The 24,935-nt window shown below is 70.6% G+C and carries 16 protein-coding genes and 1 pseudogene; 5 read left to right on the forward strand and 12 right to left on the reverse strand.

Translation table 11 applies throughout. From position 1 onward, the window contains the following. The first annotated feature begins 109 nt into the window (after positions 1–109). On the forward strand, positions 110–2,464 hold the full coding sequence (locus tag MQE23_RS43470; protein ID WP_279345120.1) for a bifunctional serine/threonine-protein kinase/ABC transporter substrate-binding protein: 2,355 nt from the start codon (positions 110–112) through the stop codon (positions 2,462–2,464). A 5-nt stretch (positions 2,465–2,469) separates the two neighbouring features. Here the strand turns inward: MQE23_RS43470 and MQE23_RS03865 are convergent, their stop codons facing one another. Together MQE23_RS03865 and MQE23_RS03870 are read right to left on the reverse strand one after the other, a co-directional pair. Beyond that, positions 2,470–3,183 (reverse strand): SDR family NAD(P)-dependent oxidoreductase, encoded by a 714-nt coding sequence (locus MQE23_RS03865; protein ID WP_020274642.1) that lies wholly within the window; start codon positions 3,181–3,183, stop codon positions 2,470–2,472. 34 nt (positions 3,184–3,217) lie between these two features. Beyond that, positions 3,218–4,240 (reverse strand): zinc-dependent alcohol dehydrogenase family protein, encoded by a 1,023-nt coding sequence (locus MQE23_RS03870; protein ID WP_243378246.1) that lies wholly within the window; start codon positions 4,238–4,240, stop codon positions 3,218–3,220. Positions 4,241–4,416: 176 nt separating this feature from the next. Between MQE23_RS03870 and MQE23_RS03875 the strand changes: the two genes are divergently transcribed. Further along, positions 4,417–5,295 (forward strand): helix-turn-helix transcriptional regulator, encoded by an 879-nt coding sequence (locus MQE23_RS03875; protein ID WP_243378247.1) that lies wholly within the window; start codon positions 4,417–4,419, stop codon positions 5,293–5,295. Positions 5,296–5,311: 16 nt separating this feature from the next. Here the strand turns inward: MQE23_RS03875 and MQE23_RS03880 are convergent, their stop codons facing one another. Next, positions 5,312–6,010, reverse strand: coding sequence for a TetR/AcrR family transcriptional regulator (locus MQE23_RS03880; RefSeq protein WP_243378248.1), 699 nt, complete (start codon positions 6,008–6,010; stop codon positions 5,312–5,314). A gap of 45 nt (positions 6,011–6,055) precedes the next feature. Continuing rightward, entirely contained in the window at positions 6,056–7,480 is a 1,425-nt protein-coding gene (gene aspA, locus MQE23_RS03885; RefSeq protein WP_243378249.1) for an aspartate ammonia-lyase, read from the reverse strand. A 184-nt stretch (positions 7,481–7,664) separates the two neighbouring features. On the opposite strand from aspA, the gene MQE23_RS03890 reads away from it, so the two are divergent. From MQE23_RS03890 to MQE23_RS03900, 3 genes are read left to right on the forward strand one after another with little or no spacing between them, the layout of a single operon-like run. Beyond that, positions 7,665–8,927: a dicarboxylate/amino acid:cation symporter gene (locus MQE23_RS03890; protein ID WP_020274637.1), complete on the forward strand. Its 1,263-nt coding sequence runs from the start codon at positions 7,665–7,667 to the stop codon at positions 8,925–8,927. Further along, on the forward strand, positions 8,924–9,652 hold the full coding sequence (locus MQE23_RS03895; RefSeq protein WP_020274636.1) for an amino acid racemase: 729 nt from the start codon (positions 8,924–8,926) through the stop codon (positions 9,650–9,652). The genes MQE23_RS03890 and MQE23_RS03895 overlap by 4 nt, the downstream gene beginning before the upstream one ends. A gap of 20 nt (positions 9,653–9,672) precedes the next feature. Further along, positions 9,673–10,365, forward strand: a complete 693-nt coding sequence (locus tag MQE23_RS03900; RefSeq protein WP_020274635.1) for a GntR family transcriptional regulator — start codon at positions 9,673–9,675, stop codon at positions 10,363–10,365. 15 nt (positions 10,366–10,380) lie between these two features. On the opposite strand, the gene MQE23_RS03905 is transcribed toward MQE23_RS03900, so the two are convergent. The 8 genes and pseudogenes from MQE23_RS03905 to sbnA all read right to left on the reverse strand — a co-directional run bounded on the left by MQE23_RS03905 (position 10,381) and on the right by sbnA (position 24,523). Beyond that, entirely contained in the window at positions 10,381–11,253 is an 873-nt protein-coding gene (locus MQE23_RS03905) for an SMP-30/gluconolactonase/LRE family protein (RefSeq protein WP_243378250.1), read from the reverse strand. A gap of 15 nt (positions 11,254–11,268) precedes the next feature. Further along, a pseudogene (locus MQE23_RS03910) lies at positions 11,269–11,487 on the reverse strand (PfkB family carbohydrate kinase); the annotation flags it as partial. A 161-nt stretch (positions 11,488–11,648) separates the two neighbouring features. Then, positions 11,649–12,674 carry a 2,3-diaminopropionate biosynthesis protein SbnB gene (gene sbnB / locus MQE23_RS03915; RefSeq protein ID WP_243378251.1) on the reverse strand — a complete coding sequence of 342 codons (1,026 nt, stop codon included), beginning with the start codon at positions 12,672–12,674 and terminating at the stop codon, positions 11,649–11,651. A gap of 56 nt (positions 12,675–12,730) precedes the next feature. Further along, the gene (locus tag MQE23_RS03920; RefSeq protein WP_167338030.1) at positions 12,731–13,507 is read right to left on the reverse strand and encodes an AzlC family ABC transporter permease; all 777 of its coding nucleotides are present in this window, start codon (positions 13,505–13,507) and stop codon (positions 12,731–12,733) included. A gap of 11 nt (positions 13,508–13,518) precedes the next feature. After that, a complete protein-coding gene (locus MQE23_RS03925) occupies positions 13,519–13,836 on the reverse strand; it encodes an AzlD domain-containing protein (protein WP_020274630.1) in 318 nt (105 codons plus the stop codon). A 4-nt stretch (positions 13,837–13,840) separates the two neighbouring features. Beyond that, complete coding sequence (locus MQE23_RS03930; RefSeq protein ID WP_243378252.1) at positions 13,841–20,326, reverse strand: non-ribosomal peptide synthetase; 6,486 nt, start codon at positions 20,324–20,326, stop codon at positions 13,841–13,843. A gap of 10 nt (positions 20,327–20,336) precedes the next feature. Further along, a complete protein-coding gene (locus MQE23_RS03935) occupies positions 20,337–23,459 on the reverse strand; it encodes an amino acid adenylation domain-containing protein (protein ID WP_243378253.1) in 3,123 nt (1,040 codons plus the stop codon). Next, positions 23,459–24,523 (reverse strand): 2,3-diaminopropionate biosynthesis protein SbnA, encoded by a 1,065-nt coding sequence (sbnA, locus tag MQE23_RS03940; protein ID WP_243382487.1) that lies wholly within the window; start codon positions 24,521–24,523, stop codon positions 23,459–23,461. The genes MQE23_RS03935 and sbnA overlap by 1 nt, the downstream gene beginning before the upstream one ends. Positions 24,524–24,935 lie beyond the last annotated feature (412 nt).

Genomic DNA, 24,935 nt, shown 5'->3' on the forward strand with positions numbered 1-24,935 from the left:
GCCTCGCCGCGCGTCAGCTCCTGCGCCACGTCACCCACAGGTGTGATGAGGGCGGTCATAAGCCCGGAAGGCCGAAACCCCGGACTCCCGGCGCCGATACGTTGGCACGGTGCGGCGGATCGGGGAGTTCACCGTGGAGCGGCGCCTCGGTGCCGGCGGAATGGGGGTGGTGTACCTCGCGCGCAGCGCCGCCGGGCGGCGCGTGGCGCTGAAGGTGATCCGGCCCGAGTACGCGGACGAGCCGCACTTCCGGGCCCGGTTCCGGCGCGAGGTGGCGGCGGCACGCAAGGTGAGCGGGGCGTTCACAGCGCCCGTCCTGGACGCCGACCCGGACGGCGATCCGCCGTGGCTGGCGACCCAGTACGTCGTCGGCGACTCCCTGGACGACCGGGTGCGGTCCGGTGGTCCGCTGCCCGTGGCCGACGTCGTCCGACTGGCCGGACAGCTCGCGGAGGCGCTGCGCGACATCCACCGGCAGGGCATCGTGCACCGGGATCTGAAGCCCGCCAACGTCCTGCTCGCCGAGGACGGCGTACGGGTCATCGACTTCGGCATCGCCCGTTCCCTGGCGCAGAGCCGGGCGCTGACCCGCAGCGGCGCGCTGGTGGGAACCCCGGCCTTCATGGCGCCGGAGCAGCTGATCTCGGCCCAGACGGTCTCCCCGGCGACGGACGTGTTCGCGCTCGGTGGCGTCCTGGCCTTCGCCGCGCTGGGCCGCAGTCCCTTCGAGGATCCCGAAGCGGCGGGTCTCGAGCCGATCGCGGTGGCCTTCGCGGTGGTGCACCAGGAGCCGGACCTGACCGGCCTGCCCGGAGCGCTGCGCGCGCTGGTGACCCGTTGCCTCACCAAGGACCCCGCCCGGCGGCCCGGCCTGGAGGAGGTGCTGCGCCTGGCGACCAGGGCGGAGCAGGGCGATGACGAGGCCGGCAGCGCGCGACCGGTACGGCGCGGGCGCCCCGGGAGGGCGGCGGTCGCCGCGCTGGCCGCGCTGACCGCGCTGCTCCTGCCGGGTGATGTGTCACGGTCGGGCGCGTCGGCGGTCCTGCCGTGCGCGGACGGTATGACCGCCATCGGCGAGGGGCGTATGCGCAGATGTGTCGGTCTGCTGGCCGCGGACGCGTCGCCCGAGGTGCTGCGCCGCTCGTCGAGCGGGGCCGTCGCCCCGGTGCTGGAGCGGATCGCCGCGGAGAACCGGCGGGTCGTGGCGGCCGCATCGAAGCCGGGCGGCCGGCCGTACGTGTCGATGGTGTATCTGACGCCCCTCACCGAGGAGTTCGACGGCGTCGCCTCGATGGAGGCGGTGCGGCGCGATCTGGAGGGTGCCTACTTCGCCCAGCTCAGGACCAACGGGCGGCTCACCGGACCGGCCGAAGGCGCCCCGGTCCGGCTGCTGTTCGGGCAGACCGGAGGCTCCGCCGAGCAGCGCAACCACACGGTCGGGCAGGTGCTCGGGGCCCGGCGTGCCCAGCGGATCGTGGCGGCGCTCGGCCTGGGCGGCAGCACCGCCGCCAGCCAGGACATGGTGGAGGAGCTGACGGCCGGCGGTCTGCCCGCCTTCGGTTCGGTCCTCACCGCCGACTCCTGGTCTGCCGTTCCCGGGCTGGCACGGGTCGCGCCCACCAACGCCGACCAGGCGGCGGCCGCCGTACAGCACTTGTCGGCCGGGGCGCTCGCCCGCTCCCGGATCCTGTTCGTGCAGGACGTCGCCCCCGGGGACCAGTACACCAGCACCCTCGCCCAGCAGTTCCGCCTCCGGATTCCGCCCGGCCGGCTCGTCCGCGCGGAGCCCACCCTGTTCGACTCGTCGCGGTCCGGCCCGACCGACTTCCGCGCCGCGCTGGCGGACGTGTGCGAGGCCAAGCCCGACGTCGTCTACTTCGCCGGACGCGGCACCACGCTGCCGCAGCTCCTGACCGTCCTCGCCGCGCGCCGCTGCCGGGATCACCGGATCACCGTGATGTCCGGCGACGACACGATGATGATCAGACACACGGCGGGCTTCGACGCGGGGGAGCTGGCCGATGTCCTCGGCAAGGGCCGAATCGACCTCCTCTACACCGGCCTCGCGCATCCCGGGGCGTGGGACTCGGCACCGGACGCGTTCGACAGGGACCTCGTCGCACCCTTCCGCGACGGCCTTTTCGCCGCCGTGTTCCCGCACAGCGACCTGGAGGACGGCAGGGCCGTCATGATGCACGACGCCCTGCTCACCGCGGTGCGGGCGGTGCGGGTGACCCCCGCGGTGCCGGATCCGACGGTCACCGACGTGCACCGGACGCTGGCCCGGCTGCGGCAGGAGGGTCCGCTGCCGGGCGCGAGCGGCTGGATCGCCCTCGGCAACGACGGCGCCGCCCGGGACAAGGCGATCCCCGTCCTGCGGATCACCCCGGACGGCCGCACCACCGCCACCACGGTCACGTCGGCCGACGGCACCCCGCAGGCCGGGCCGACCCGGAAGGGGTAGCGGGGTCAGTCGAGCGCTACGCCCGTGTGCCTCTCCAGGGCTTGGAGGAGCTGAGCCTGGAACTGTTCGTCCTGCGTGGCGGGGTGTGGTGTCCGGGTCTGCCGGTGGTACCAGTAGCCGCCGGTGCTCGGGGTCACGTCGTCGTGGGTGGCGAGCCATGCCTGGGTCTCGTGCCCGGCGGTCAGATCGTCGGGCGCGCCGCGACCCCCCATGCGGGTCGGGACCCACCCGGGGTCGACCGCGTGGCTGGAGGTTCCTTCCCAGCGGGAGGCGACGGCGAGCGCGAGGGCGGTGACCCACAGTTTGGTGTCGTCGTAGGAAGCGGATCCGACGGCCAGCCGCCGCAGGTCGGTGGAGCCCGTCTGGTGCATGGAGCTGCTGAGGTAGACGAGCCGGGCCGGCTTGTCCATCAGCGCCGTCAGCAGGTAGGGCGCGACCGTGTTGACGGTGACGTCTTCCGGGCGGTTCATGACACCGGCGTTGTGGATGACGGCGTCGAAACGGCCGAACCCGGCGGCCTGCCGGGCGACATCGCGGATCTCGTCCAGGTCGGCCAGGTCCCCGGTGACGACACCTCTCCACCGGGCGGTGTCGTCCGCGTCGGCGAGCCGGAACCGGTTGCGGACGTGCACGACCACGTCGTGCCCCTCGGCGGCCAGCGCGTCCGCCGTGCCGCGCCCGAGTCCGCCGGCCGCGCCCGTCACCAGAACCAATGCCATGTCAGTCCCCTCTCCTGTCGTCGTCAGGAGCTCGTCAGAGGGTGAGGAGCACCTTGGTGGCGCGCCGCTCGTCCATGGCCTTGTATCCCTGCGCGGCCTCGTCCAGCGGCAGAGCGAGGTCGAAGACCCTGCCGGGGTCGATCTTGCGGTCCCAGATGAGCTGGATCAGCTCGGGCAGGAACCGGCGCACCGGGGCGGGGCCGCCCTCCACGTGGATGCCCGCGAAGAACAGGTCGATGCCCGGGATCGTGACGTCGTAGTTGACGCCGACGAAGCCGAGGCGGCCGCCGGGGCGGGTGGAGTTGATGGCCTGCATGGTCGACTCCTGGGTGCCGACGGCCTCGACCACCGAGTGCGCGCCGAGCCCGTCCGTGAGTTCCTTGACCCTCGCCACGCCCGCGTCACCGCGCTCCTCGACGATGTCGGTCGCGCCGTAGAACCGGGCGAGCTCCTGTCGGTCGGGGTGGCGGGACATGGCGATGATCCGCTCCGCGCCCAGCTGCTTGGCCGCCAGGACGGCCATCAGGCCGACCGCGCCGTCGCCGACGACCGCGACCGTCCTGCCCGGGCCGGCCTCGGCGGCGACGGCCCCGTACCAGCCGGTGCCGAGCACGTCGGAGGCGGCCAGCAGCGACGGGATCAGGTCCTCGTCCGGCTGCCCGGGCGTGGGCACGAGGGTGCCGTCCGCGTGGGGGATGCGGGCCTTCTCGGCCTGGGTGCCGATCGTGCCCGCCACGAATTCGCGGTGCACACAGCCGGACTGGTAGCCCGAGCGGCAGATCTCGCAGGTGTTGTCGGAGATGACGAACGACCCGACGACGAAGTCGCCGACCTTGACGTTGCGCACGTCGTCGCCGACCGCCTCGACGACGCCCACGTACTCGTGGCCCATGGCCGTGTGGTCGGCGGGCTCGACCCCGCGGTAGGGCCACAGGTCCGATCCGCAGATACAGGTCGCGGTCAGCCGGATGATCGCGTCGGTGGGCTCGATGATCTTCGGGTCAGGACGCTCCTCCACCCGGACGTCACCTGCCGTGTACATGACCACTCCACGCATGACTGCGTCTCCTTGCCTTCTGTGTGCCGGCGCCCGCGGCGCCGTGTCCTGCCGGGCGGGCCACCTCACCGCCACGACATCCAGGGAAACAGCCCAGTGCGCGGGCAGCGAGTCACTGATGAAGGGTGTACCGGCAGTACACCCCACACCGCCGGGCTCGGCCGTACGGTCGTGCCGTGGACAACCGTGACGAAGTCCGCGAGTTCCTCACCTCGCGGCGAGCCAAGATCACCCCAGCGCAGGCGGGGCTCCCGGCAGGCACCCGGCGCCGCGTCCCCGGGCTGCGCCGCAGCGAGGTCGCGGCCCTGGCCGACGTCAGCGTCGAGTACTACGCCAAGCTCGAACGCGGAAACCTCGCCGGCGTCTCACCCGCCGTGCTCGAAGCCGTCGCCCGCGCCCTCCAGCTCGACGACGCGGAGCGCGCCCACCTGCTCCATCTGGCCCAGGCCGCCGAGGGCTCCGACGCCCTCGCCCGTCCCCGGCTCCGCTCCGGCCGGCAGCGCGCCCTGCACACGAGCCTGCAATGGGTCCTGGACGCCATCACCACCGGCGCCGCGTTCGTCGTCAACGGCCGGCTGGATCTGCTCGCCACCAATCAGCTCGCCCGCGCCTTCTTCAGCGACATCTACGGCAGCCACCACACCCAGCCGCCGAACCTCGCCCGCTACCAGTTCCTCGACTCCGCCGCCCACCGCTTCTACGCCAACTGGGAACTCGCCGCCGACATGACCGTCGATGTCCTGCGCACCGAGGCCGGCCGCAATCCCCACGACAAGGACCTGCACGACCTCGTCGGCGAACTGTCCACCCTCAGCGACGCGTTCCGCACCCGCTGGGGCGCCCACAACGTCACCCGCCACGGCACCGGCACCAAACAGTTCCACCACCCCGTCGTCGGCGACCTCACCCTCGACTGGGAATCGCTGGCCATCACCGCCGAACCAGGCCTCACCCTCACCGTCTACACGCCCGAACCCGGCTCGCCCTCCGCGGAGAGCGTGAACCTGCTCGCGACCTGGGCCGCCACCCAGGAGGCGGGCTCCGCGACGCAGTAGGGGACGGACCTGTGCGTCAGCTCCGCCGGTCCGGCGCCGGCGCGGTGGGGCCCTCCGGGCCGGCGCGCAGCATCGCCTTGTAGAGGGCGTCGTGCTCGGGCGGGTCGGGCAGGGGGCCGCGGGCCGGGGCCTCCAACGACTGGATCATCAGGGCGACGACGCGTCGCCAGGCATCAGGTGCGGCGTCGCCGGTGGCGTTGACGACACCGGCGTTGGCCATGTGGATCAGCACCAGGTCGGAGGGGTCGAAGTCCTCGCGCAGCCGGCCGGTGGCCTTGGCGCGGTCGATGAGCCGGACCATGGCCTCGTACGCGTCGTTGCGGCGCTGCTCCAGGGCCTTGGCGGTGGGGAAGGTCATGGTCAGCACGTCGGCGAAGCCGTAGTCGGCGGCCTGCATCGCGCAGGCCGCCTCGATGTAACCGACGAAGCCGCGCCAGGGGTCCGGGTCCTCCAGGGCGGCCGCGACCGCGTCGGCGTAGGCGTCCATGCGGTCGGAGAAGACGGCGTCGACCAGCTCCTCCTTCGTCGGAAAGCGGCGGAACATGGTGGCGATCCCCACGCCCGCCTCACGGGCCACCGACGCCATCGAGGCACTCAGCCCGTCGCGCGCGAACACCCTGCGCGCGGCGGCGATGATCCGCTCCCGGTTGCGCTCGGCGTCCTTGCGCAGCGGCTGGGCGGCGGGACCGTCGGAATGCTGGGCGCCAGGACTCATACCAGCCACTCTAGCGATCACATCACGCTGTCCGGTTTCCCTCCCTCACGGCATGACCAGAGCCTCCGGCAGCGGTGTCCGGCCGGTGAGGTTCTCCGGGCGCAGGATCGTGTCCAGTTGCTCCGTCGTGAGCAGACCCGCCTCCGTGGCCAGCTCCTTGATGCCGCGTCCCGTGGCGAGGGCCCGGCGGGCCAGCGTGGTGGAGGCGGCGTAGCCGATGTGCGGAGCGAGCGCGGTCACCAGGCCGATGGAGCGGTGGACCGTGTCGTGGAGGTGTTCGCGGTTGGCGGTGATGCCGGGGACGCAGCGGGTGGCGAGCGTGTCGCAGGCGGCGCGCAGATGGGTCAGGGAGCGCAGCAGGCTGTAGGCGATGACGGGTTCGAAGGCGTTGAGCTGGAGCTGCCCGGCTTCGGCGGCCATGGTGACGGTCAGGTCGTTGCCGATGACCTCGAAGGCGACCTGGTTGACGACTTCGGGGATCACCGGGTTGACCTTGCCGGGCATGATCGACGAACCGGCCTGCACCGGCGGCAGGTTGATCTCTCCGAACCCGGCCGTGGGGCCGGAGGACATCAGCCGCAGGTCGTTGCACGTCTTGGAGAGTTTCACCGCGACGCGCTTGAGGACGCCGGAGAGCTGGACGAAGGCGCCGCAGTCCTGCGTGGCTTCGATGAAGTCGCCTGCGGGCCGGACGGGTTCGCCGCTGATGTCGGCGAGGTGGCGGCAGGCGAGTTCGGCATAGCGGGGGTGGCCGTTGATGCGGGTGCCGATCGCTGTGCCGCCGAGGTTGGACTCCAGCAGGAGGGCAGCGGCCTCGTCCAGGCGCCGGAGGTCCTCGTCGATCATGACGGCGTAGGTGGTGAACTCCTGGCCGAGGGTCATGGGGACGGCGTCCTGGAGCTGGGTGCGGCCCATCTTCAGAACGTCGTCGAACTCCGTCGCCTTGGCGGTGAAGGCCGTGGCCAGCGCCCGCAGGGAGGCGCCGAGCCTGCGCAGTGAGGCGACCAGGGCCAGCCGTACGGCCGTGGGGTAGACGTCGTTGGTGCTCTGGCCGAGGTTGACGTGGTCGAGTGGGTGGATCACGTCGTAGCGGCCGCGGGGGTGGCCGAGGATCTCCAGGGCGCGGTTGGCGATGACCTCGTTGGCGTTCATGTTCGTCGAGGTGCCGGCCCCGCCCTGGACGGGGTCGACGACGAACTGCTCGTGCAGCCGTCCGGAGCCGATCTCCTCGCAGGCCCCGATGATCGCACCGGCGATGTCCGGCGGCAGCAGGCCCAGGTCACGGTTGGCCCGGGCAGCCGCCTGCTTGACGGCTGCCAGTGAGGTGATCAGGTCCGGGAACTGCGCGATGGCCGACCCGGTGATCGCGAAGTTCTCCACCGCCCGCACCGTGTGCACGCCGTAGTAGGCGTCGGCCGGGACCTCCTTGTCCCCCACCAGGTCGTGTTCCACGCGTGTGGTCGGCGCCATCCGATGCTCCTCGTCCTTGCGGGCCCCTTGACAGGCCACTGCTTCCGCCATCAGTGTTACCGGCCAACACGCAGAACGCAATATATTGCATGGCAGGAGCATCATGAATCGCGTTCACCCTCACCCCACCAGCACAGACACTTCAGCGACCCGGCCCTCGGGCTTCTGGCGGCGCTGTCTGCGGATGCCGATCGGAGTCCAGTCGGTCATCGCCGTCGGCCTCGGCGCCCTGGTCGGAACCCTCGCCCCGTCGGCCGGCGAGCAGATGAAGATCCTCGGGGAGGTGTTCCTGAACCTGGTGCAGGTCGTGGTCCTGCCGCTGGTCTTCCCGCTCATCGTGCTGGGCATCGCCCGCATGGAGTCGGTCAAGAAGGTCGGCCGGATCGCCGGCAAGGCCATCCTCTACTTCGAGATCGTCACCACCGTCATCCTGCTGATCGCGGTGGGACTGGCCAAGCTCACCGGCATCGGCCAGGGCGCTCCCGTCCACGGGGCCGACGCCAAGGACCTGGACGGCATGAGCCAGGGCATCGACTTCCACGAACTGGTCCTGCACGCCGTACCGAAGAACATCTTCGCCGCGTTCAGCGAGGGCAACCTGCTCGGCGCGATCGTCTTCGCCCTCCTCGTCGGCGTCGCCATGGCCGCGATCGGGGAGAAGTCCGAGCCCTTCGCCTCGGTCCTGGAGTCCGTCGCCGCGGTGATGTTCAAGGTCGTCGGCTACGTCATCCGCATCGCGCCGCTGGGCGTGCTCGGCTTCATCTCCTACGACGTCGCCCACTACGGCTTCGGCAACCTCCGCAGCCTGCTGGGGTTCATCGCCGTGGTCTACGCGGGCCTGGCCATCGTCGTCGGCGTGCTGTTCCCGCTCATCGCCGCGCTCTACCGCATCCGCTACGTCGAGCTGATGAAGTCCATCGCCGGGCTGGCCGGGATCGCGTTCGTCACCCGCAGCTCCGAGTCCGTCCTGGCACCGCTCATGGGCAAGCTCGAGGCGTTCGGCCTCAGCCGCTCGACGACCTCGTTCGTCGTCCCCCTGGGCTACTCCTTCAACACCGACGGCTCCGTCCTCTACCAGGCCGCCGCCCTGGTCTTCCTCGCCAACGCCTACGGTGCCGACACGTCCCTGCCCGCCCTGCTCCTCATGGTCGGCGTGCTGGTGATCCTCTCCAAGGGCATGGCCGGTGTCGCCTCGGCCTCCATCGTCGTCCTCATCGCCGCCGGCAACTCCGTCGGGCTGCCCGCCGAGGGCATCGCCCTGCTCCTCGGCGTGGACTTCATCGTCGACATGGCCCGCACCGGCGTGAACGTCATCGGCAACTCGCTCGCCGCCGCCGTCGTCGACAGCTCCGAGAAGAGGCGTGAGGCGAAACGCGGCGGGCCTGACGCCTACGGCAGCCCGGCCGAGGCCGACGCCCCGTCCTTCGAAAAGGAACCCGCCCAGTGACCACCCCCACCTCGGAGATCATCGGCATCCTGGGCGGCATGGGGCCGGCGGCCACCGCCGACTTCTACGCCAAGCTGGTGTCGATGACTCCGGGCAGCAGCGACCAGGACCACCTCCGTACCGTCATCTGGTCGGACCCCACGATCCCCGACCGCACCGACGCCCTGCTGGGCGACGGCCCCGATCCCACGCCCTGGCTCCTCGACGGCAGCCGCGTCCTGCGCGAGGCCGGCGCCACGGTCATCGCCATCCCCTGCAACACCGCGCACGCCTTCGTCCCGCGCATCGCCGACCACGTCGGGCTGCCCATCGTCCACATGATCGGCGAAGTGGCCCGGCACCTCACCACCGTGCGCCCGCGCATCCACACCGCCGGACTGCTGGCCACCACCGGCACCCTGCGCGCGGGCCTGTACCAGGAGTGGCTGGACCGCTTCGGGATCGGCCTCGTACTGCCCGACGCCGACACCCAGGACCACGAGGTGATGGCCGGCATCCGTGCGGTGAAGGCCGGTGACCGGGACGGCGCCGCCGCTACCCTGGAGCGCGCGGCGCGGCGCCTGACCGAACAGGGCGCCCAGGCGGTGATCGCGGGCTGCACCGAGATCCCCCTCGGCCTGCCCGCCGACGCCGTGGACGTGCCCCTCGTCGACCCGGCGCTCGTCCTGGCCCAGGCACTCGTCCGCCGGGTCAGAAGCGGAACCACAGCCGGAGAGGCCGCCTAGGGCGATGTACTGTACGCAATATGTCACTGGACAGCCCTGTCTCCCGCCGCCTCCTCAGCGACGAGGTCTTTCACCGCCTGCGTGACTCCATCGTGCGCGGAGAACTCGCCCCCGGGGAAAAGGTCAGGGACGGTGAACTCGCCGAGCGCCTCGGTCTCAGCCGCACCCCGGTGCGCGAGGCGCTCGCCCGGCTCGCGGACATCGGCCTGGTCGAGGCGAAGCCCGGCGTCTACACCCGCATCACCACCCTCAACCGCCGAGACGTCGAGAAGACCCTCGCCGTGCTGCGCTCCCTCGACCAGCTCGCCGTCGAGACGGCCGTGCCGGCCATGACCGAGCAGGACCTTCAGCAGATGCGCGAGGCCAACCGGGACTTCGAACGGGCCGTGGCCGCCAACGACACCGACGCCGCCCTCGCCGCCGACGACCGTTTCCACGCCGTCCCCATCGCGGCGGCGGACAACCCCGTGCTGAGCCGGATCGTCGAGCAGCTCCACCCGCAGATCCACCGCATCCTCTACCGGAAGTTCTCCACCCTCCTCGGTGGCCGCAACACCATCGAGCACCACGGCCGGCTCGTCGACGTCTGCGCCGGCGGCGACGCCCGCGCCGCGGCCGAACTCTCCGGACAGCACTGGTCCGAACTCGGCGGCCACATCAACCGGCTCTTCGACACCAACCAGTTCGCGGAAGCCGGGGCAGGCTCCGCGTAGTGGCGGATGCCCTGGTCAGCCCCGCCAGGAACACGCCGCCGTTCCCTTGACCGGTACGGGGACACTCAGTACCGCACCGGAGGTCTCGTCCGGGTTCTTCACGCCGTACCGGGCCGTGGTGACGAGGAGGCGGTTGTCGTCGGGGGGCAGGCAGACCGACGTGGGATGCGGGGCGGGCACGGTCAGGGTGTGCAGCAGGCGGCCGTCGGGGTGGTACCGGCGGACCGCGCCCGCGCCCCACATCGCGACCCACGGGCAGCCCTCCTCGTCGACGGTCGTCCCGTCGGGGCTTCCTTCGTCCTCGCGCAGGCGGGCGAAGGTCTCCGGGCCGCCGATGAGGTCGCCCGAGACGGGATCGACCCGGCAGCGGAGGATCGTGCCGACGGCCGTGTCGGCGAGGTACATGGTCGTGCCGTCGGCGGTGAAGGCCGGGCCGTTGGCGATGGTCAGGCCGTCGAGGACGCGTACGACCGTGCCCTCGGGGTCCGTCCGGTAGAGCGAGCCGGCGCCGTGGGTGCCGTCGTAGGCCATGCTGCCGGCCCAGAAACGGCCGGCGGGGTCCGCGACGCCGTCGTTCATCCGGCTGGGGAGCGAGCTGTGATCCTCGGGGCGGTCGAGCCATTCCGGTGTGCCGTCGGCCGAGAGCAGCGCGATGCCCGTGCCCGCGGCGGCGATCCAGGTGCCCGGCCGGTCCGCCACCGGCGCGACGGCCCCCAACGGCACGTCCAGCCCGGCAAGTCGGGCCGGACCTGTGCTGTCGCGCGGTTCGAAGAGCCGCCCGCTGAGGATGTCGACGTACACGTACCTGCCGTCGGCCCAGCGGCCGCCCTCGGCGAGTTCGTATCCGCCGTCCACGAGGACCGTCGCCTGCACTGCTGTTGATGTCATGTCCGGTCTCCTGGCTCAGCGGATGGTCGTGCCGTCGGGCTGGTCGAACAGGCCGAGTTCGTCCCGCGTCGGGAGGCCCTCCCAGTCGCCCCGGGTGGCGACGGCGAAGGCGGCGGTGGTGACGGCCCGGTGCAGCCGGGCGGGGATGTCCGCGCCGTCCAGGAGCCCGGACAGGTATCCGGCCACGAAGGCGTCGCCCGCGCCGACCAGATCGACCGCGTCGACCCGCCGGGCGGCGCAGTCGGTCGGTGTCGTCCTGACGTCCAACGCGGCACCCCACCACCCCATGTGGCACACCGACGGGGACTGGATGCGGCGGGTGAACGCCCGGATCACCGGCGGCTGACCCGGCGCCGCCGCCGTCCAGACGGTCAAGTGCTGGTCGGGTGAGAGGATCAGGCGTAGCGGTTCAGGTCGTGGAAGAACCCTGGGACGGGCGTCACCAGGCCACGGCGGGTCGCCTCGCTGTAGACGTGCGCGCCCACGGCCAGGTCGAGCACGCCGAGTCCGAACGGCGAGAAGACCACCGGGCGGTCGGCGCGGATCTCGACCTTCTCCTCCAGCACGTCGTAGAGGGTGCCGTCGATGAACGACCGGTCTCCCGTGGCCTGTTCGGCGAGGTGGGGTGAGGTCTGCGCCTTCAGGCAGTGTTCGACGTCGTCCACGATGTTGGTGGCGGACAGGATGATCTCCGGCGAGAGGTCCCGCAGGGAGATGTGCAGCACCGTCGGATTGTGGGCGAACCAGTCCACGTCCTTGATGTGGGGTTCTGCCGCCGTGGTGGCGAAGACGACCAACTCGGAGGCGCGGACGGCGGTCTCGGCGTCGTCCAGGACGTTCACGGTGCCGCCGTGTCCCGTGCCCGAGACGTAGTCGGCGAAGCTGCGGGCGTACTCCGGGGCGTGGTCGTAGATGTTGACGGTGTCGAAGTCCCAGCCGGTGCCGGACAGGTACCGGTGGATGTAGCGGGCGATCAGTCCGGTGCCGACGAAGGTGACGCGACGCGGGCGCTCCCGGCCGGCGTGCAGCCGGTCCGCGGCGAGCGCGGCGGACGCCGCGGTGCGCGTGGCGCTGATGATGGAACTCTCCAGGCACGCGAACGGGTAGCCGGTGTCGTGGTCATTGAGGATCAGGACAGCCGAGGCCCGGGGCAGCCCGGAAGCGATGTTGGCCGGGAAGCTGGAGATCCACTTGATGCCGTCCACTGCGAACTCGGCGCCCAGGGACGCGGGCAGCGCGATGATGCGGGAGTCCGGCCGGTCCGGGAAGCGAAGGAAGTAGCTGGGCGGATTGACGGTCTGCTGCCGGCCGTGGGCCGTGTAGGCCCGGGCGACGAGGTCGACGACGTCCTGCTCACGGCCGGCGAGGACGTCGTGCACGGTGGCACCGCTGACGACGGAGAAGGGAGGGACACTGGACAAGGCGGTTTGGCTCCTTGAAGAGAACGGAAAACGAACGGGGTGGTCGGGAGCGGGCCTCAGCCGTTGGCGGTCGGCTCCTGCTCGGCGCTCTTGGGCGTGCCGTCCTCGGCACGCACCCGGCCCTCCCACAGCGCCAGGGCGACGGTTGCTGCCAGCGTGGCGAAGAACAGGCCGCTCTGGTACGGCAGCCGGTGCAGGGCCAAGGCCAGCACGCCGCCCATCAGGCCGGCTGCCACCGCGCGCTTGCTGGTGAAGCAGGAGACGACCAGGCCGATGTACGTGGCATAGATCGCGAAGTCGAGTCCCAGGCCGTCGATGCTGGTGACGTCCTTGCCGAACACGTAGCCGATCAGCGTGCTGGAGAGCCAGCCGACGTACATCAGGACCGACGCGGCCAGGACGTACCAGTGCTGCTGGCCCCGCCGGTCGCCGGTGGCGTCCTCGTACCGCTTGGCGGCCAGCACGTAGATCGCGTCGATCATGCCGTAGGCCAGTACGGCCCGCCACAGCGTCGGCAGATGCCGGACCTTCGCCGACAGGGCGGCCGAGTAGAACACGTGCCGCATGTTCACGACCAGGCAGGTCGCGACGACGAGGAACCAAGCCGTGCCGGACGCCATGAGGCCCGTGGCGATCATCTGGGCGGAGCCGCCGTTGACGAGGGCGCTCATCAGCATGGTGTCGAGCAGGCTGAGGTCCGCCTGCTGTCCGACAGCGCCGAACAGCAGCCCGAAGGGCAGGGCACCGAGTGCGAGGGGGGTCGCGTCGCGGAGCCCGGTGCGGATCTCCCGCCCGCGGCTCACCGGCCGGGCGGGTGTCGAGGATGTGCTCATGGTGGACTCCGTCACAGCAGGAACTTGGCCAGGGCGAACGCGGCGACGGCGGAGGCGAAGACCAGGAAGAAGTTGTCCTTCTTGAAGACACCGACTCCGAACCCGACCAGCGCGCCCACCAGATAGGGCGAGAGCCATCCGGGGCCGTCGTCCGGGGCCGGGGCGAGGACGACGGACGGCACGATGATCGCCATCAGGACGGCGGGCATCACGTAGGGCAGGGCGCGCTCGATGCCGCCCGGCAGCCGCTCCGGCTTGAGCGGTCCGAAGAAGCAGAACCGCAGGGCGAATGTCACGGCGCCCATGAGCACGATGGTCACGGTGGTCACCGGGTCACACCCCCAGGCCCGCGCGGAGGGCGGCGGCGATCCGCTCGGGGCGGGTCGCGTTGAGGTAGTGGCCGCCGTCGGCGCCGACCTCGACGCGTACGGCGTCACTGAACAGCTCCCAGTTGCGTGCCGTCTCCTGGTGGCCCTGCGCCAGCGGGTCGTCCTCGGCCAGCAGGACGGTGAGCGGGCAGTCGAGACGGCTCGCGGGCAGTGTGGACAGGGCCTGGTGAAAGGCGCGCGTGGCCTGGGCCGTGTCGTACTGGAAGGCGCGGGCCAGGTCCGTGCGCTCCTTGGCCCCCAGGCCGGCGATGTCCTGCAGGCCGGTGTTGTCCACCAGCCATGCCAGGATCTCCTCCTCCGACATGTCGACCACCTCGTTCGAGGCGTGCGCGGAAGGGTCCACGGACTTCAGCAGCTTGGCGACCACGAACAGTCCTCGCACGTCCACCTGGCGCTCGCGCAGCCGGGGCACTGTGGCGAGGCCGAGCGCGGATCCGGCGCAGTGGCCCAGCAGCAGGACGGGGGTGCCGGCCGAGCGCTGTATCTCCTCGGCGAGTTGCTCCGCAAGCTGTTCCACCGGGACGGGAGCGGCACTGTCGTCGCGGGTACGTCCGGGCAGTTCCACCCCGAGCACCCGGATGGGAGCATCCGCCTGGGCGAGTTCCCTGGCTAGCGCGACATAGCTGACCGCGCTGCCTCCGGCGAAGGGCACACACACCACGGTCGCCCGCGGCCGGGCGCCCGCACCGCCCGCGGCCGCGGTGAGGTCGACCAGGAGGTCGCGCCGGGTGCCGGCCTGCCGCACGAGCCCTCGCGCCAGATGCCGTGCCGTGGGGTGGGCCAGCAGGTCCCGCAGCGAGATGCGGCCCTCGGAGGCCGCCGCGACCTTCATCGCGGCCAGTGAGTGGCCGCCGATCTCGAAGAAGTTGTCGGTGACGCCGACGGTCTCCGGGGCGTGGCCCAGCACCTCGGCGAACAGGTCCCGTACCAGCCGCTCGTCCTCGTCCGCCGGGGGCACCACATCGGTGCGGCCGACGGCGGCCAGCTCGTGGCGGGCAAGGGCCTTGCGGTCGACCTTGCCGTTCCCGGTGAGCGGGAACTCCGTCATGCGCACCAGGATCTCGGGGTGCATGTAGGCAGGCAGCGAAGCCGACAGACCGGCGTGGAACGTGGGCAGGTCGGGTTCTGCCGTACCGCAGTAGAACGCCACGAGCCGTTTCTCGCCGCGCAGTTCCCGGGCCAGGGTGACGGCGCCGTCCACTCCGGGCAGTCGTTCCAGGGCGCTGTCGATCTCGGACAGCTCGATGCGGTGGCCGCGCACCTTGACCTGATGGTCGACGCGGCCCGCGCAGTCCAGGCTGCCGTCGGGCAGCCAGCGCCCCACGTCGCCGGTGCGGTACATGACCTGCGACCGGTCATCGAGGGTGTTGGCGACGAAGACCGCCGCGGTGCGCTCCTCGTCGTTCACGTAGCCGAGCCCCACACCCGCGCCGGTCACACAGATCTCGCCGTAACCGCCGATGGGACGCGGCGTGTCGTCGAAGCCCACGACATGGATGCCGGTGTTGACGACCGGCCGCCCGACGGGGGTCCGGGTGTCCAGCACCGGGTGCTCGATGACGTGGTGTGTGACGTCGTCGGACGCCTCGGTGGGGCCGTATGCGTTGACGAGCGGGACGTCGTACTGCGCGAACCAGCGGCGTGTCAGGGCGGGCGGCAGGGGCTCGCCCGTCACCATGTTGAACCGCAGGTCGGGCAGGCCGACCGGGCGCTGCTCGACCTCGGTGAGCAGCGCGTCCAGGTAGGAGGGCACGACTTCGAGGACGGTGATGCCGTCCTCGCGCAGTGCCGCGAGGAACGTACCCGCCTCGACGATCTCGTCCTGCCCGTAGATCACGGTGCTGCCGCCGCACATCCAGGCGACGAGCAACTGCCACACCGAGATGTCGAAGCACTGAGTGGCGATCTGCGCCACCCGGTCGGACTCGGCGAGCTTGAGGTCGAGCTCCTTGGCCAGCAGGTGGTTCAGCATGCCCGAGTGGCGGATCATCGCGCCCTTGGGCTCACCGGTGGAACCGGAGGTGAAGATGATGTACGCGACGTCGTCCGGCCCCGGCCGGCCGGCGGGTGCGGCCGGAGCGACCGAGGCGGCCTGCTCATAGGCGAGGACCTCGACGCCGTCGAGCCGTGCGTCCAGCGCGCTCTGCAGACGGGCGACATCCTGGTCGGCCGCGACGACATGGCGACAGCCACTGCGGCGGAGCACGGAGGCGACGCGGTCGGCGGGATAGGCGCGCTCCTGCGGCAGATACACAGCGCCGCTCTTCAGCAGGGCGAGGACGGTCACCGCCCAGGCCGTGCCACGCGGCAGCATGGTCGTCACCACGTCGCCGGCGCGCACACCCCGCCCGGCGAGGAAGGCGCAGAACCGGTCGGACTCCTCGTCCAGTTGGGCGTAGGTCAGGCCCCGCTCGCCGTGCCGCACGGCGACGGCGTCGGGATTGCGCCGGACCGACGCGGCGAACGCGTCGACGAAGGTGCCATCGGGCAGCTCCATCCGGGGCCCGCCGCCGAACTCCCGCAGCAGGGCCTGCTCCTCCGCGCTCATCAGCGAGGTCGCGCCGAGCGGCTGGTCGGGCTCGTTCGCCAGCAGGGTGAGGGCCTGGGTGTAGTAGCTCGCCATGCGTGCCGTCTGAGCCGCGTCGAGGACGTCCGGGTGGTAGTGGATGCTCAGCAGCACCTCGTCGGACACCGCGTCCTGGGAGAACTCGGCACGGAAGGGGAATTCCGTCTGGGCATTGACGACAGAGCGGACCAGAGCGAACCCGTCCCGCTCCCCCAGGCTCTTCAGCACGTGGAAGTGAGTGAAGTTGAAGACCGTCTCGAAGAGCATGTCCCGACTGCCGACCGCGCGCTTGATCTCCGCCATGGGGAAGCGGCGGTGTGGCAGCATGGCGCTCTCCGCCTCGTACGCCGCACGCGCCAGGTCGGCCCAGGTGCCGTCGTCGGGCAGACGCAGCCGGAACGGCACGGTGTTGAGGAACAGGCCGGGGACGGTCTCGCCGCCCTCCGTCTCCGGGCGTCCGGAGTGCTCGTAGCCGGTCAGAACGTCGTTCGTGCCGGCGACGAAACCGAGCACCGCGGTGTGCGCGGCGAGCAGCAGCGACTTGACCGGAAGGCGCAGCTGGTGGGCACGCTCGATCAACCGCGCGGACAGCCCCTCGGGGAGGCCGACGTCATGGATGACGACCTCGGGAAGGTCCTCGCCCGGCGGGGTCTGGGCCCGGTGGCGTGGCAGCTGGGTGCTCTGCGCGTCCGTCATCAGGTCCAGCCAGAAGGCACGCTGCTCGCCGGAGTCCAGTGCCTGTCGCTCCAGAGAGATGAAGTCGCGGTAGGACACGTCGTACGTGGGAGCCTCGGGCTCGCGGCCGTCGAGCAGGGCGAAGTAGGCGGTGAAGAGGTCGCGGTGGATGGTGTTGACGCTCCAGCCGTCGAGGGCGGCGTCGTGGTAACTGAGTGAGTACTGGAACTCCTCGGGTCCCAGCAGGTGCAGGTGGACGCGGACCAGGTCGGGGGTGCCGTCGCCGAAGCCGGCGCGCAACTCCTGCCGCGAGAAGTCTTCCAGGGCTGCCTGGCGTTCGGCGGCGGAGAGCGCGCGCAGGTCGTGCACGGTGAGCGGGGACGGGACCTCGGCGTGCACGACCTGAATCGGCTCGCTGAACCCCCGCAGGTGGAACGAGGTGCGGAACACCGCATGACGGCCCGCGACATGGGCGACGGCCCGCTCGAACAGGCCGACGTCGACGCTCTCGCCGATGGGGTAGCTGAGGATGTCGTGGTAGAGGCCTTCGACATCGCTGCGGGCTGCCTCGTAGATCAGGCCGATCTGCAACTGGGACATAGGGTAGGCGTCGACCGAGCCCGGTGGCAGGGCCGCGCGGTCCGCCGGGGAGAGCAGCGCGAACGGCTCGACGGGGGCCGGGGCCTCGCTTCCGGCCCCGGCGGCCTCGCCGGTCTCGGCGACGCCGGCGAGTTCACCCACGGTCGGGTGGGCGAACAGGTCCTGGAAGGAGAACCGCAGACCGGCGGCACGAGCCCGGGCCAGGACACCGATGAACTTGATCGAGTCGCCACCGAGGGCGAAGAAGTTGTCGTGGACGCCGACCGTCTCCAGGCCGAGGACCTCGCTCCAGATGGCGGCGAGCGCCTGCTCGGTGGAGGTGCGCGGCGCCACGACGGGAGCAGCGGCGTCCGAACCGGTGCCCGTTGCGGCGGGCCGCGGCAGTGACTTGAGGTCGCGCTTGCCGTTGTGGTTGGTCGGGATGGCGTCGATCTCGACGATGTGCTGCGGAACCATGTAGGACGGCAGTTCCGCGGCGAGGTGCCGGCGCAGCGCGTCAGTGTCGAAGCCGGCTGCGGCGACCACGTAGGCGGCCAGGGACTTCTCCCCGGAGGTGTCCTCCACGGCGGTCACGGCGCAGGAAGTGACGCCGGGGCAGAGGCCCGCGACATGCTCGATCTCGCCCAGCTCGATGCGGTATCCGCGAATCTTGACCTGGGTGTCGATGCGGCCGAGGTACTCGATCGTCCCGTCGGACAGCCGGCGCGCCAGGTCACCTGTTCGGTAGATGCGGCCGGTCGGCTCGAACGGATGGAGTGGGAAACGCTCCTCGGTCAGCTCCGGTGCGTTGAGGTAGCCGCGCGCCAGACCCACTCCGGCGATGCACAGCTCGCCCGGGGTGCCCAGCGGTGCATGTGCCCCGTCGCGCGTAAGAACGTAGAGGCGGATGTTGTCGATGGGGCGTCCGATGGGGATCGACCGGGTGCTGTCCACCGTGTCGCACGGCTGGTGGGTGACATCGACGGCGGCCTCGGTGGGACCGTACAGGTTCACCAGCCGGGCATGGGCGCCGATCACTTTCTGGAAGAGTTCGGCGTGCGCGACGGCGAGCGCCTCACCACTGGCGAAGACCCGGCGCACGCTGCCCAGCCTGCCTTCGGTGTCGGTCGCCGAGACGTACTGGAGGAACGCGTTGAGCATGGGGGGCACGAAGTGCAGCGTGGTCACACCGGCCGTGGCGATGCGCTCCACGATCCGCTCCGGGTTCTTCTCCTCGCCGCCCGGCAGGGTGACCACGGAGGCGCCCGCGAGTGACCACCAGAAGATCTCCCAGACGGAGACGTCGAAGGTGAAGGGCGTCTTGTGCAGGATGACGTCGTCGCCGCCCAGCGGATAGGCCCGCTGCATCCACCAGAGGCGGTTCACGATGGCGCGGTGTTCGACCATGACGCCCTTCGGCCTGCCCGTGGAGCCGGACGTGTAGATCACGTACGCCAAGTCGTCGGGCCCGCTGAGGGGTTCGAGATCATCCGGGTCGACGGTGTCGTCGTAGGCGGCCGTCACCTCGACCGTCCCGCGGCCGGTGACGACCTCGCGGGTCTCGTCCGTGGTCACCACCAGGGCGGTTCCGCTGTGGTCGAGGATGTAGTCGACGCGGTTGCGCGGCAGGGTCGGGTCGACCGGCAGATAGGCGCCGCCCGCCTTGAGGATCGCGTAGATCGCGACCAGCATGTTCTTGGAGCGCGGCACGCACACGCCCACGACGGTGCCGGCCTGTACGCCGCGAGAGCGCAGCACACGGGCGAGGCGGTTGGCAGCCGCGTTCAGCTCGCCGTAGGTCGTGCCGTCGTCGGCGACGGCGATCGCCGACGGGTCGCCGGAGGACCGTTCCTCCAGGAAGCTGTGGAGCGTCCGGGTGTCGGGGAACGGCGCGGCGGTGTCGTTGAACTCTCCGGTGATCGCGGCGATTTCGGCCTCGTCGGCCGCGAGCTGTGCCGCGAGAGGGGCTGCGGGGTCGGCGAGCAACACGGCGTACAGCTCGGCGTAGGTGTCGGCGAGCCGCTGGGCGGTGCCGGAGCTGAACAGCCGGGGGTCGGCGTGGACGGCGACCGTGTCGGTCCGCACATCGAACAGGACCGGGCAGCCCGCCTGTTCGGCGTGGTCCGGCGTGAGCTGGGAGTCCAGCGTCAGCATCATGTCGCTCGGTTGCTGCTCCTCGTGCCGCAGGAGCGCCTGTACGGGGATGTCGAGGTGCTCGGCCGCCTCCAGGTAGCGCGCGCGCAGCTCGGTGAGCAGGCCGCGGCCGGTCTGATCGGCTGCGACCGGAACCGAGAGCGGGACGGCTGTGTCCGCGACCGGAACGAAGACGGTCACGTCCCGCCGGTCGGTGGCGCGGGCGGCCAGCAACGCGAGCACCGCGCCGGCCAGCACCCGCTGCAGCATCGGGTCGCCGCCGGTGAGCTTGCCGGCGGCCGCGACCGCCGCGGGCGGGATCGCGGCCTGCACCTGCGGGCCGGCCTCGGGATGCCGGCGCAGATGGTCCCGGACCAGAACGGTCGGCTCGGTCCACGCATGCCGCTGTGCCCGCCAGTACGCGGCCTGCCCGGGGTGGGCGCGCAGCGCCTGCTGAAGTGCGATGACGTTACTCATGTAGCGGTCCCTAGAAAGCGAAGTCGGTGGCAGGTGCGGTGAGCGCGCCCGTCGGCGGCGCGGCGGGCCTGGACGCCGGTGGGAATACGGAAAGGCCGGGACGGTGCAGTACCTCGTCGAGGGCGGCCACGATCTGCTCCAGCAGTGACTCCGCCGACTGCTGCGTGAACAGAGCGGTCGAGTACTCGAGTTCGAGGCGCAGCCCCTGCGGGCGCTGGTACGCCTGCAGGTTGAGGTCGAAGCGGCTGGTGCCGGGATGCAACAGCGAGACCGTGACGCGACGCCCGTGCTTGCGGAAGACGTGGAAGTCGATGTTCTGGAGCGCGAAGAAGGCGTCGAAGAGCGCGTTGCGGCTCAGATCCCGCTGGGGCGCCACTTGCTCGACCAGCCGGTCGAACGGATAGGCCTGGTGGGTCAGCCCGCTGCGGTGCTCACGGCCGGCCTGGGCCAGCAGGTCGCCCAGAGTCGCGCCGTCGTCGATCTGCAGGCGCAGCGCAACCGTGTTGACGAACATGCCGATCACACGGTCCAGATCGGGATGCACCCGCCCGCTCATGGGACAGCCGACGACAATGTCGCGTTGCCCGCTGAGCCGGGCCAGTACGGCGGCGTAGGCGATCAGCAGGACGGAGAAGTCCGTGACCGAGTGAGCGGCTGCGCACCGACGCACCGCGTCCTGGCACTCCGTCCCCAGCTCGTGCCGCACCACGGCACCCCGGGTGCTGCGGATGGCCGGGCGCGGGTGGTCCGTCGGCAGGTCCAGGGGCGGCGGGGCGTCCCGGAACCGCTCCAGCCAGTACGCACCGTCCCGCGCGAACCGACCGGTCTCCAGCTCCCCGTCCAGCCACCGGCCGGCCGCGGCGTAGGTGGTGGCCGGTTCCTCGGGCCGGACGCCGACGTAGAGGTCGAGGAGCTCGTCGACCAGGAGAGCGAGCGACACCCCGTCGAAAACGATGTGGTGAACGTCCAGATAAAGGCGGTCGTCACGGTCCTCGTCCTGCACGAGCAGAGCCCGTAGCAGCGGGCCGCTGCCCAGGTCGAAGGGGCGGACGAACCGGGCGACGACGTCTTCGTCCGTGCAGGCCCGGGAACCAGACAGGATTTCGAGCGGCACGTTCACCGCCTCCTGGACGACCTGCCGCACCCGGGGCCTGCCCTGAGCGTCCACCTCGGTGACGAAGTGCGTCCGCAGAGCGTCATGACGTCCCGCCAGCTGCCGCAGGGCGGTCCGCAGCCGCTCCGGGTCCAGGTGCCCGCTCACGTCCAGACGCGCCGGGACGTTGTACGCGAGCGACTCCTCGTCGACCTGCCACAGGGCGTACAGACCACGCTGCTGAGGATGCAGGGGCAGGTCACCGCCGGCCGGTATCTCCGCGATGGGGGCGAAGCCCTGGGGCTCGCCCTCCGCCACGCTGCGTGCCATGCCGCGCAGCGTGCGCGTGGCGAACAGCTCCTGGAAGCTCAGCACCACCCCCAGCTCGCGCCCGATCCTGCCGATGAGGGCTCCGGCGGTGATGGATGTCCCGCCCAGCTCGAAGAAGTCACTGTCCGGGCCGATCAGCTCGGGTTCGCGGTGCAGCACCTGCGCCCAGAGAGCGGCCAGCTTCTCCTCCTCGGGGCTCAGCCGCCCGGAAGGGGGGCGTACGGAGGCAGCCGGAGCGGGCAGCCGGGCGGTGTCCACCTTGCCGTTGGCATTGAGCGGCAACCGGGGGATCCGCACGATCCGCTCCGGGCACATGTACGAGGGCAGACGGCGCCTCAGCTCGCTGAGCACGCCGTCCTCGTCGCCCTCCGTGACGACGTAGCCGATCAGCTTCTTTCCCGTAGCGGAGTCCTGGACGGCGGTGTGCGCGTCGCGTACGCCCGGGACGTCCAGGAGAGCACTGTTGACCTCCTTCACCTCCACCCGGTGGCCGCGGATCTTCACCTGGTCGTCGCTGCGGCCGTGGAACGACAGCACGCCCGTGGAGTCCGCGCTGACCAGGTCGCCGGTGCGGTAGTAGCGCTCGCCGTCGAGCGTGAGGAAACCTTTCGCCGTCGCCTCGGGGTTGTGCAGGTAGCCGCGCGCCAGCCCCAGGCCCCCGGTGAACAGCTCGCCGATCTGTCCGGTCGGCACCGGACGCAGGTCGCTGTCGAGAACGCGGGTGGTGGTCCCGGCGATCGGTCGGCCGATGGGGATGGCCGACTCGTAGGGGCGCTCGACAGGAAAGACGGTCGTGAAGGTGGTGTTCTCGGTGGGGCCGTAGCCATTGAGCAGCCGCAGGCCCGGGCAGGCCTCGAGCACCCGGTTCACGTGGGGGCAGGAAAGGGCGTCGCCCCCCACCAGGAGCGTGCGGAGGCCCTCGAACAGCGTGACGTCCTCGTCGACGAGCTGGTTGAACAGCGGTGCGGTCAGCCAGAGGACCGTCGCCTGCGCCTGCTTCAGTGCCCGCTTCAGGCGCTGCGGGACGACCAGTGTCTCCTGGTCGACGATGTGCAGGACGGCCCCGTTCAAGAGCGCGCCCCAGATCTCGAAGGTCGAGGCGTCGAACTCCAGGGCCCCGGTCAGCAGGAAACGCTCGTCCGGTGAGAACCCGAAGTAGTCGGTGTCCTTGACCAGGCGCACCACCCCTCGGTGTTCCACCATGACGCCCTTGGGGCGCCCGGTGCTGCCGGAGGTGTACATCACGTACGCGAGGGCGTCCGCGGGGACGGCCTGCGGCAGTTCGCCGTCCGCCGGCCGGGCGTCGTGGTCGAACAGGTCCGGGAGCGTGCGCAGAACAGTCCCCTCCGGGAGTGCCCCGCGCATGGCCTCGGCGGCCTCGGGGGCGCACACCACCAGGGGTGGACGCGCATCGCCGAGCACACGCTTGAGCCGCTCGGCGGGGAAGTCCGGGTTCACCGGGAGGTAGGCGCCGCCTGCCAGGACGATCCCGAGCATGCAGACCACAGCGTCCGCGGACCGCGGGAACGCCATGCCGACAAGGGTCTCGGGACCGACCCCGAGCCCCCGCAGCCGACCTGCCACACGGCGTGCCTCCTCGCGCAGCTCCCGGTAGGTCAGCCGGTCGTCGCCGAAGACGACCGCTGTGCTGTCCGGCGACAGCTGTGCCTGCTTCTCGAACAGCCCGATGAGGTTGTGCTGTTCGGCCATCAGATGCCTCCCTGGCCGTCTGTCACCGGTACCGCCACCTGGCGGCGAGTGATCTGTGCGGTGCCGCCACCCAGATCGAACCGGTCCTTGACCCATTCGTCGTCGTAGATGGAATCCAGGTATCGTTCACCGAGATCCGGGGAAATCGCGACGACCGGCATATCGGCCCGTTCCATGGATATTCGATGCATCATTCCCGCGAGTACGGTTCCCGTGGATCCGCCGAAGAGATAACCGCGCCCCGCCATGGTTCGGCACATGCGAATGGTGTCCACTTCCGGAACCATGATGATCTCGTCGATGACGCTTTCATCGACGATCTCCGGGCGTCGGCCCGTTCCGAGCCCCGGAATATGTCTGGGGCCGGGCGGTCCGCCGAACGTCACGGAACCGACGCTGTCGACGGCGATTATTTTGGCCGGATGCCCGACCTGCTTCAGATACCGTGCGCACCCGGTGAGCGTGCCGGTCGTGCCGGCTCCGATGAACACCATCTCCGCGTCGGGGCAGGCCTTCGCGATCGACGGGCCGGTGGTCTTGTAGTGGGCGAGCCAATTGCTGTCGTTGGCGTACTGGTTGAGCCACAGCACGTCCGGTTCGCGTGCGCAGAGGTCGGCGACATACCGCAGGCGGGCCCCGAGCAGGCCTTCGACAGGATCTGGCTCCTCGATGACGACGACATCGGCCCCGTACACCCGCATGAGACGGAGGTTGCGTTCGTTGCAGCGGCTGTCGGTGACACAGGTGAAGTCGTAACCACGATCGGCAGAGATCATGGCGAGTGCCACACCGAGGCTGCCCGAGGACGACTCGACGATGCGGCCACCCGGCTGCAGAAGTGCGGACCGCTCCGCCGCATCAACCATCTCAGCCGCGGCCTTGATCTTCACGGAACCGGTGAGATTGAGACCCTCGCACTTCAGATGCACCCGCCGGCCGAGGGACTGCGAAAGGTCGAGGTAAATACCGTCCGGAATGTACTCCGACGGAGAAGCTATTAATCGAAAATCAGCGGGAATTCGGGCAGTGCGATCCCGCGACACCCCATGAATTGTTCCTGTCATCACTTTCCGATCCAACCGCACCACGGACGCCACGCCGCCCCGCCGAGAGGCCACTGCCAGACACGGAACGGAGGGCATTTGTGTGGCAGGGACCAGAGGACTGTAGCCGGGTGATCGCACGAGGTTCGCACCCGAACGGCGTGAAACATTCAGAGGAACCTACGATCGACTTACCCCCATGGGCTCCGTGTCAGAAATGTTCAGACTGGAGAAACAAAATCCGATATGCCGTCGATGTTCCACCACTGAGCGCGATCAAGCGATCACGCCGGGCGGGAAACGCCCTTGGAAACAGGGGGCTCTTTCGAGAGCGGGCAACGACCCGACCTGCGCGCCCCGGGATGGATCCTCGCTGAAGTCCTGCGCGTTCCGGATGTCCCGTCAGCTCGCCATTCTGACCGGTTCTCTGAGG

Source organism: Streptomyces sp. HP-A2021, from assembly GCF_022807935.1.
Lineage (GTDB): Bacteria > Actinomycetota > Actinomycetes > Streptomycetales > Streptomycetaceae > Streptomyces > Streptomyces afghaniensis.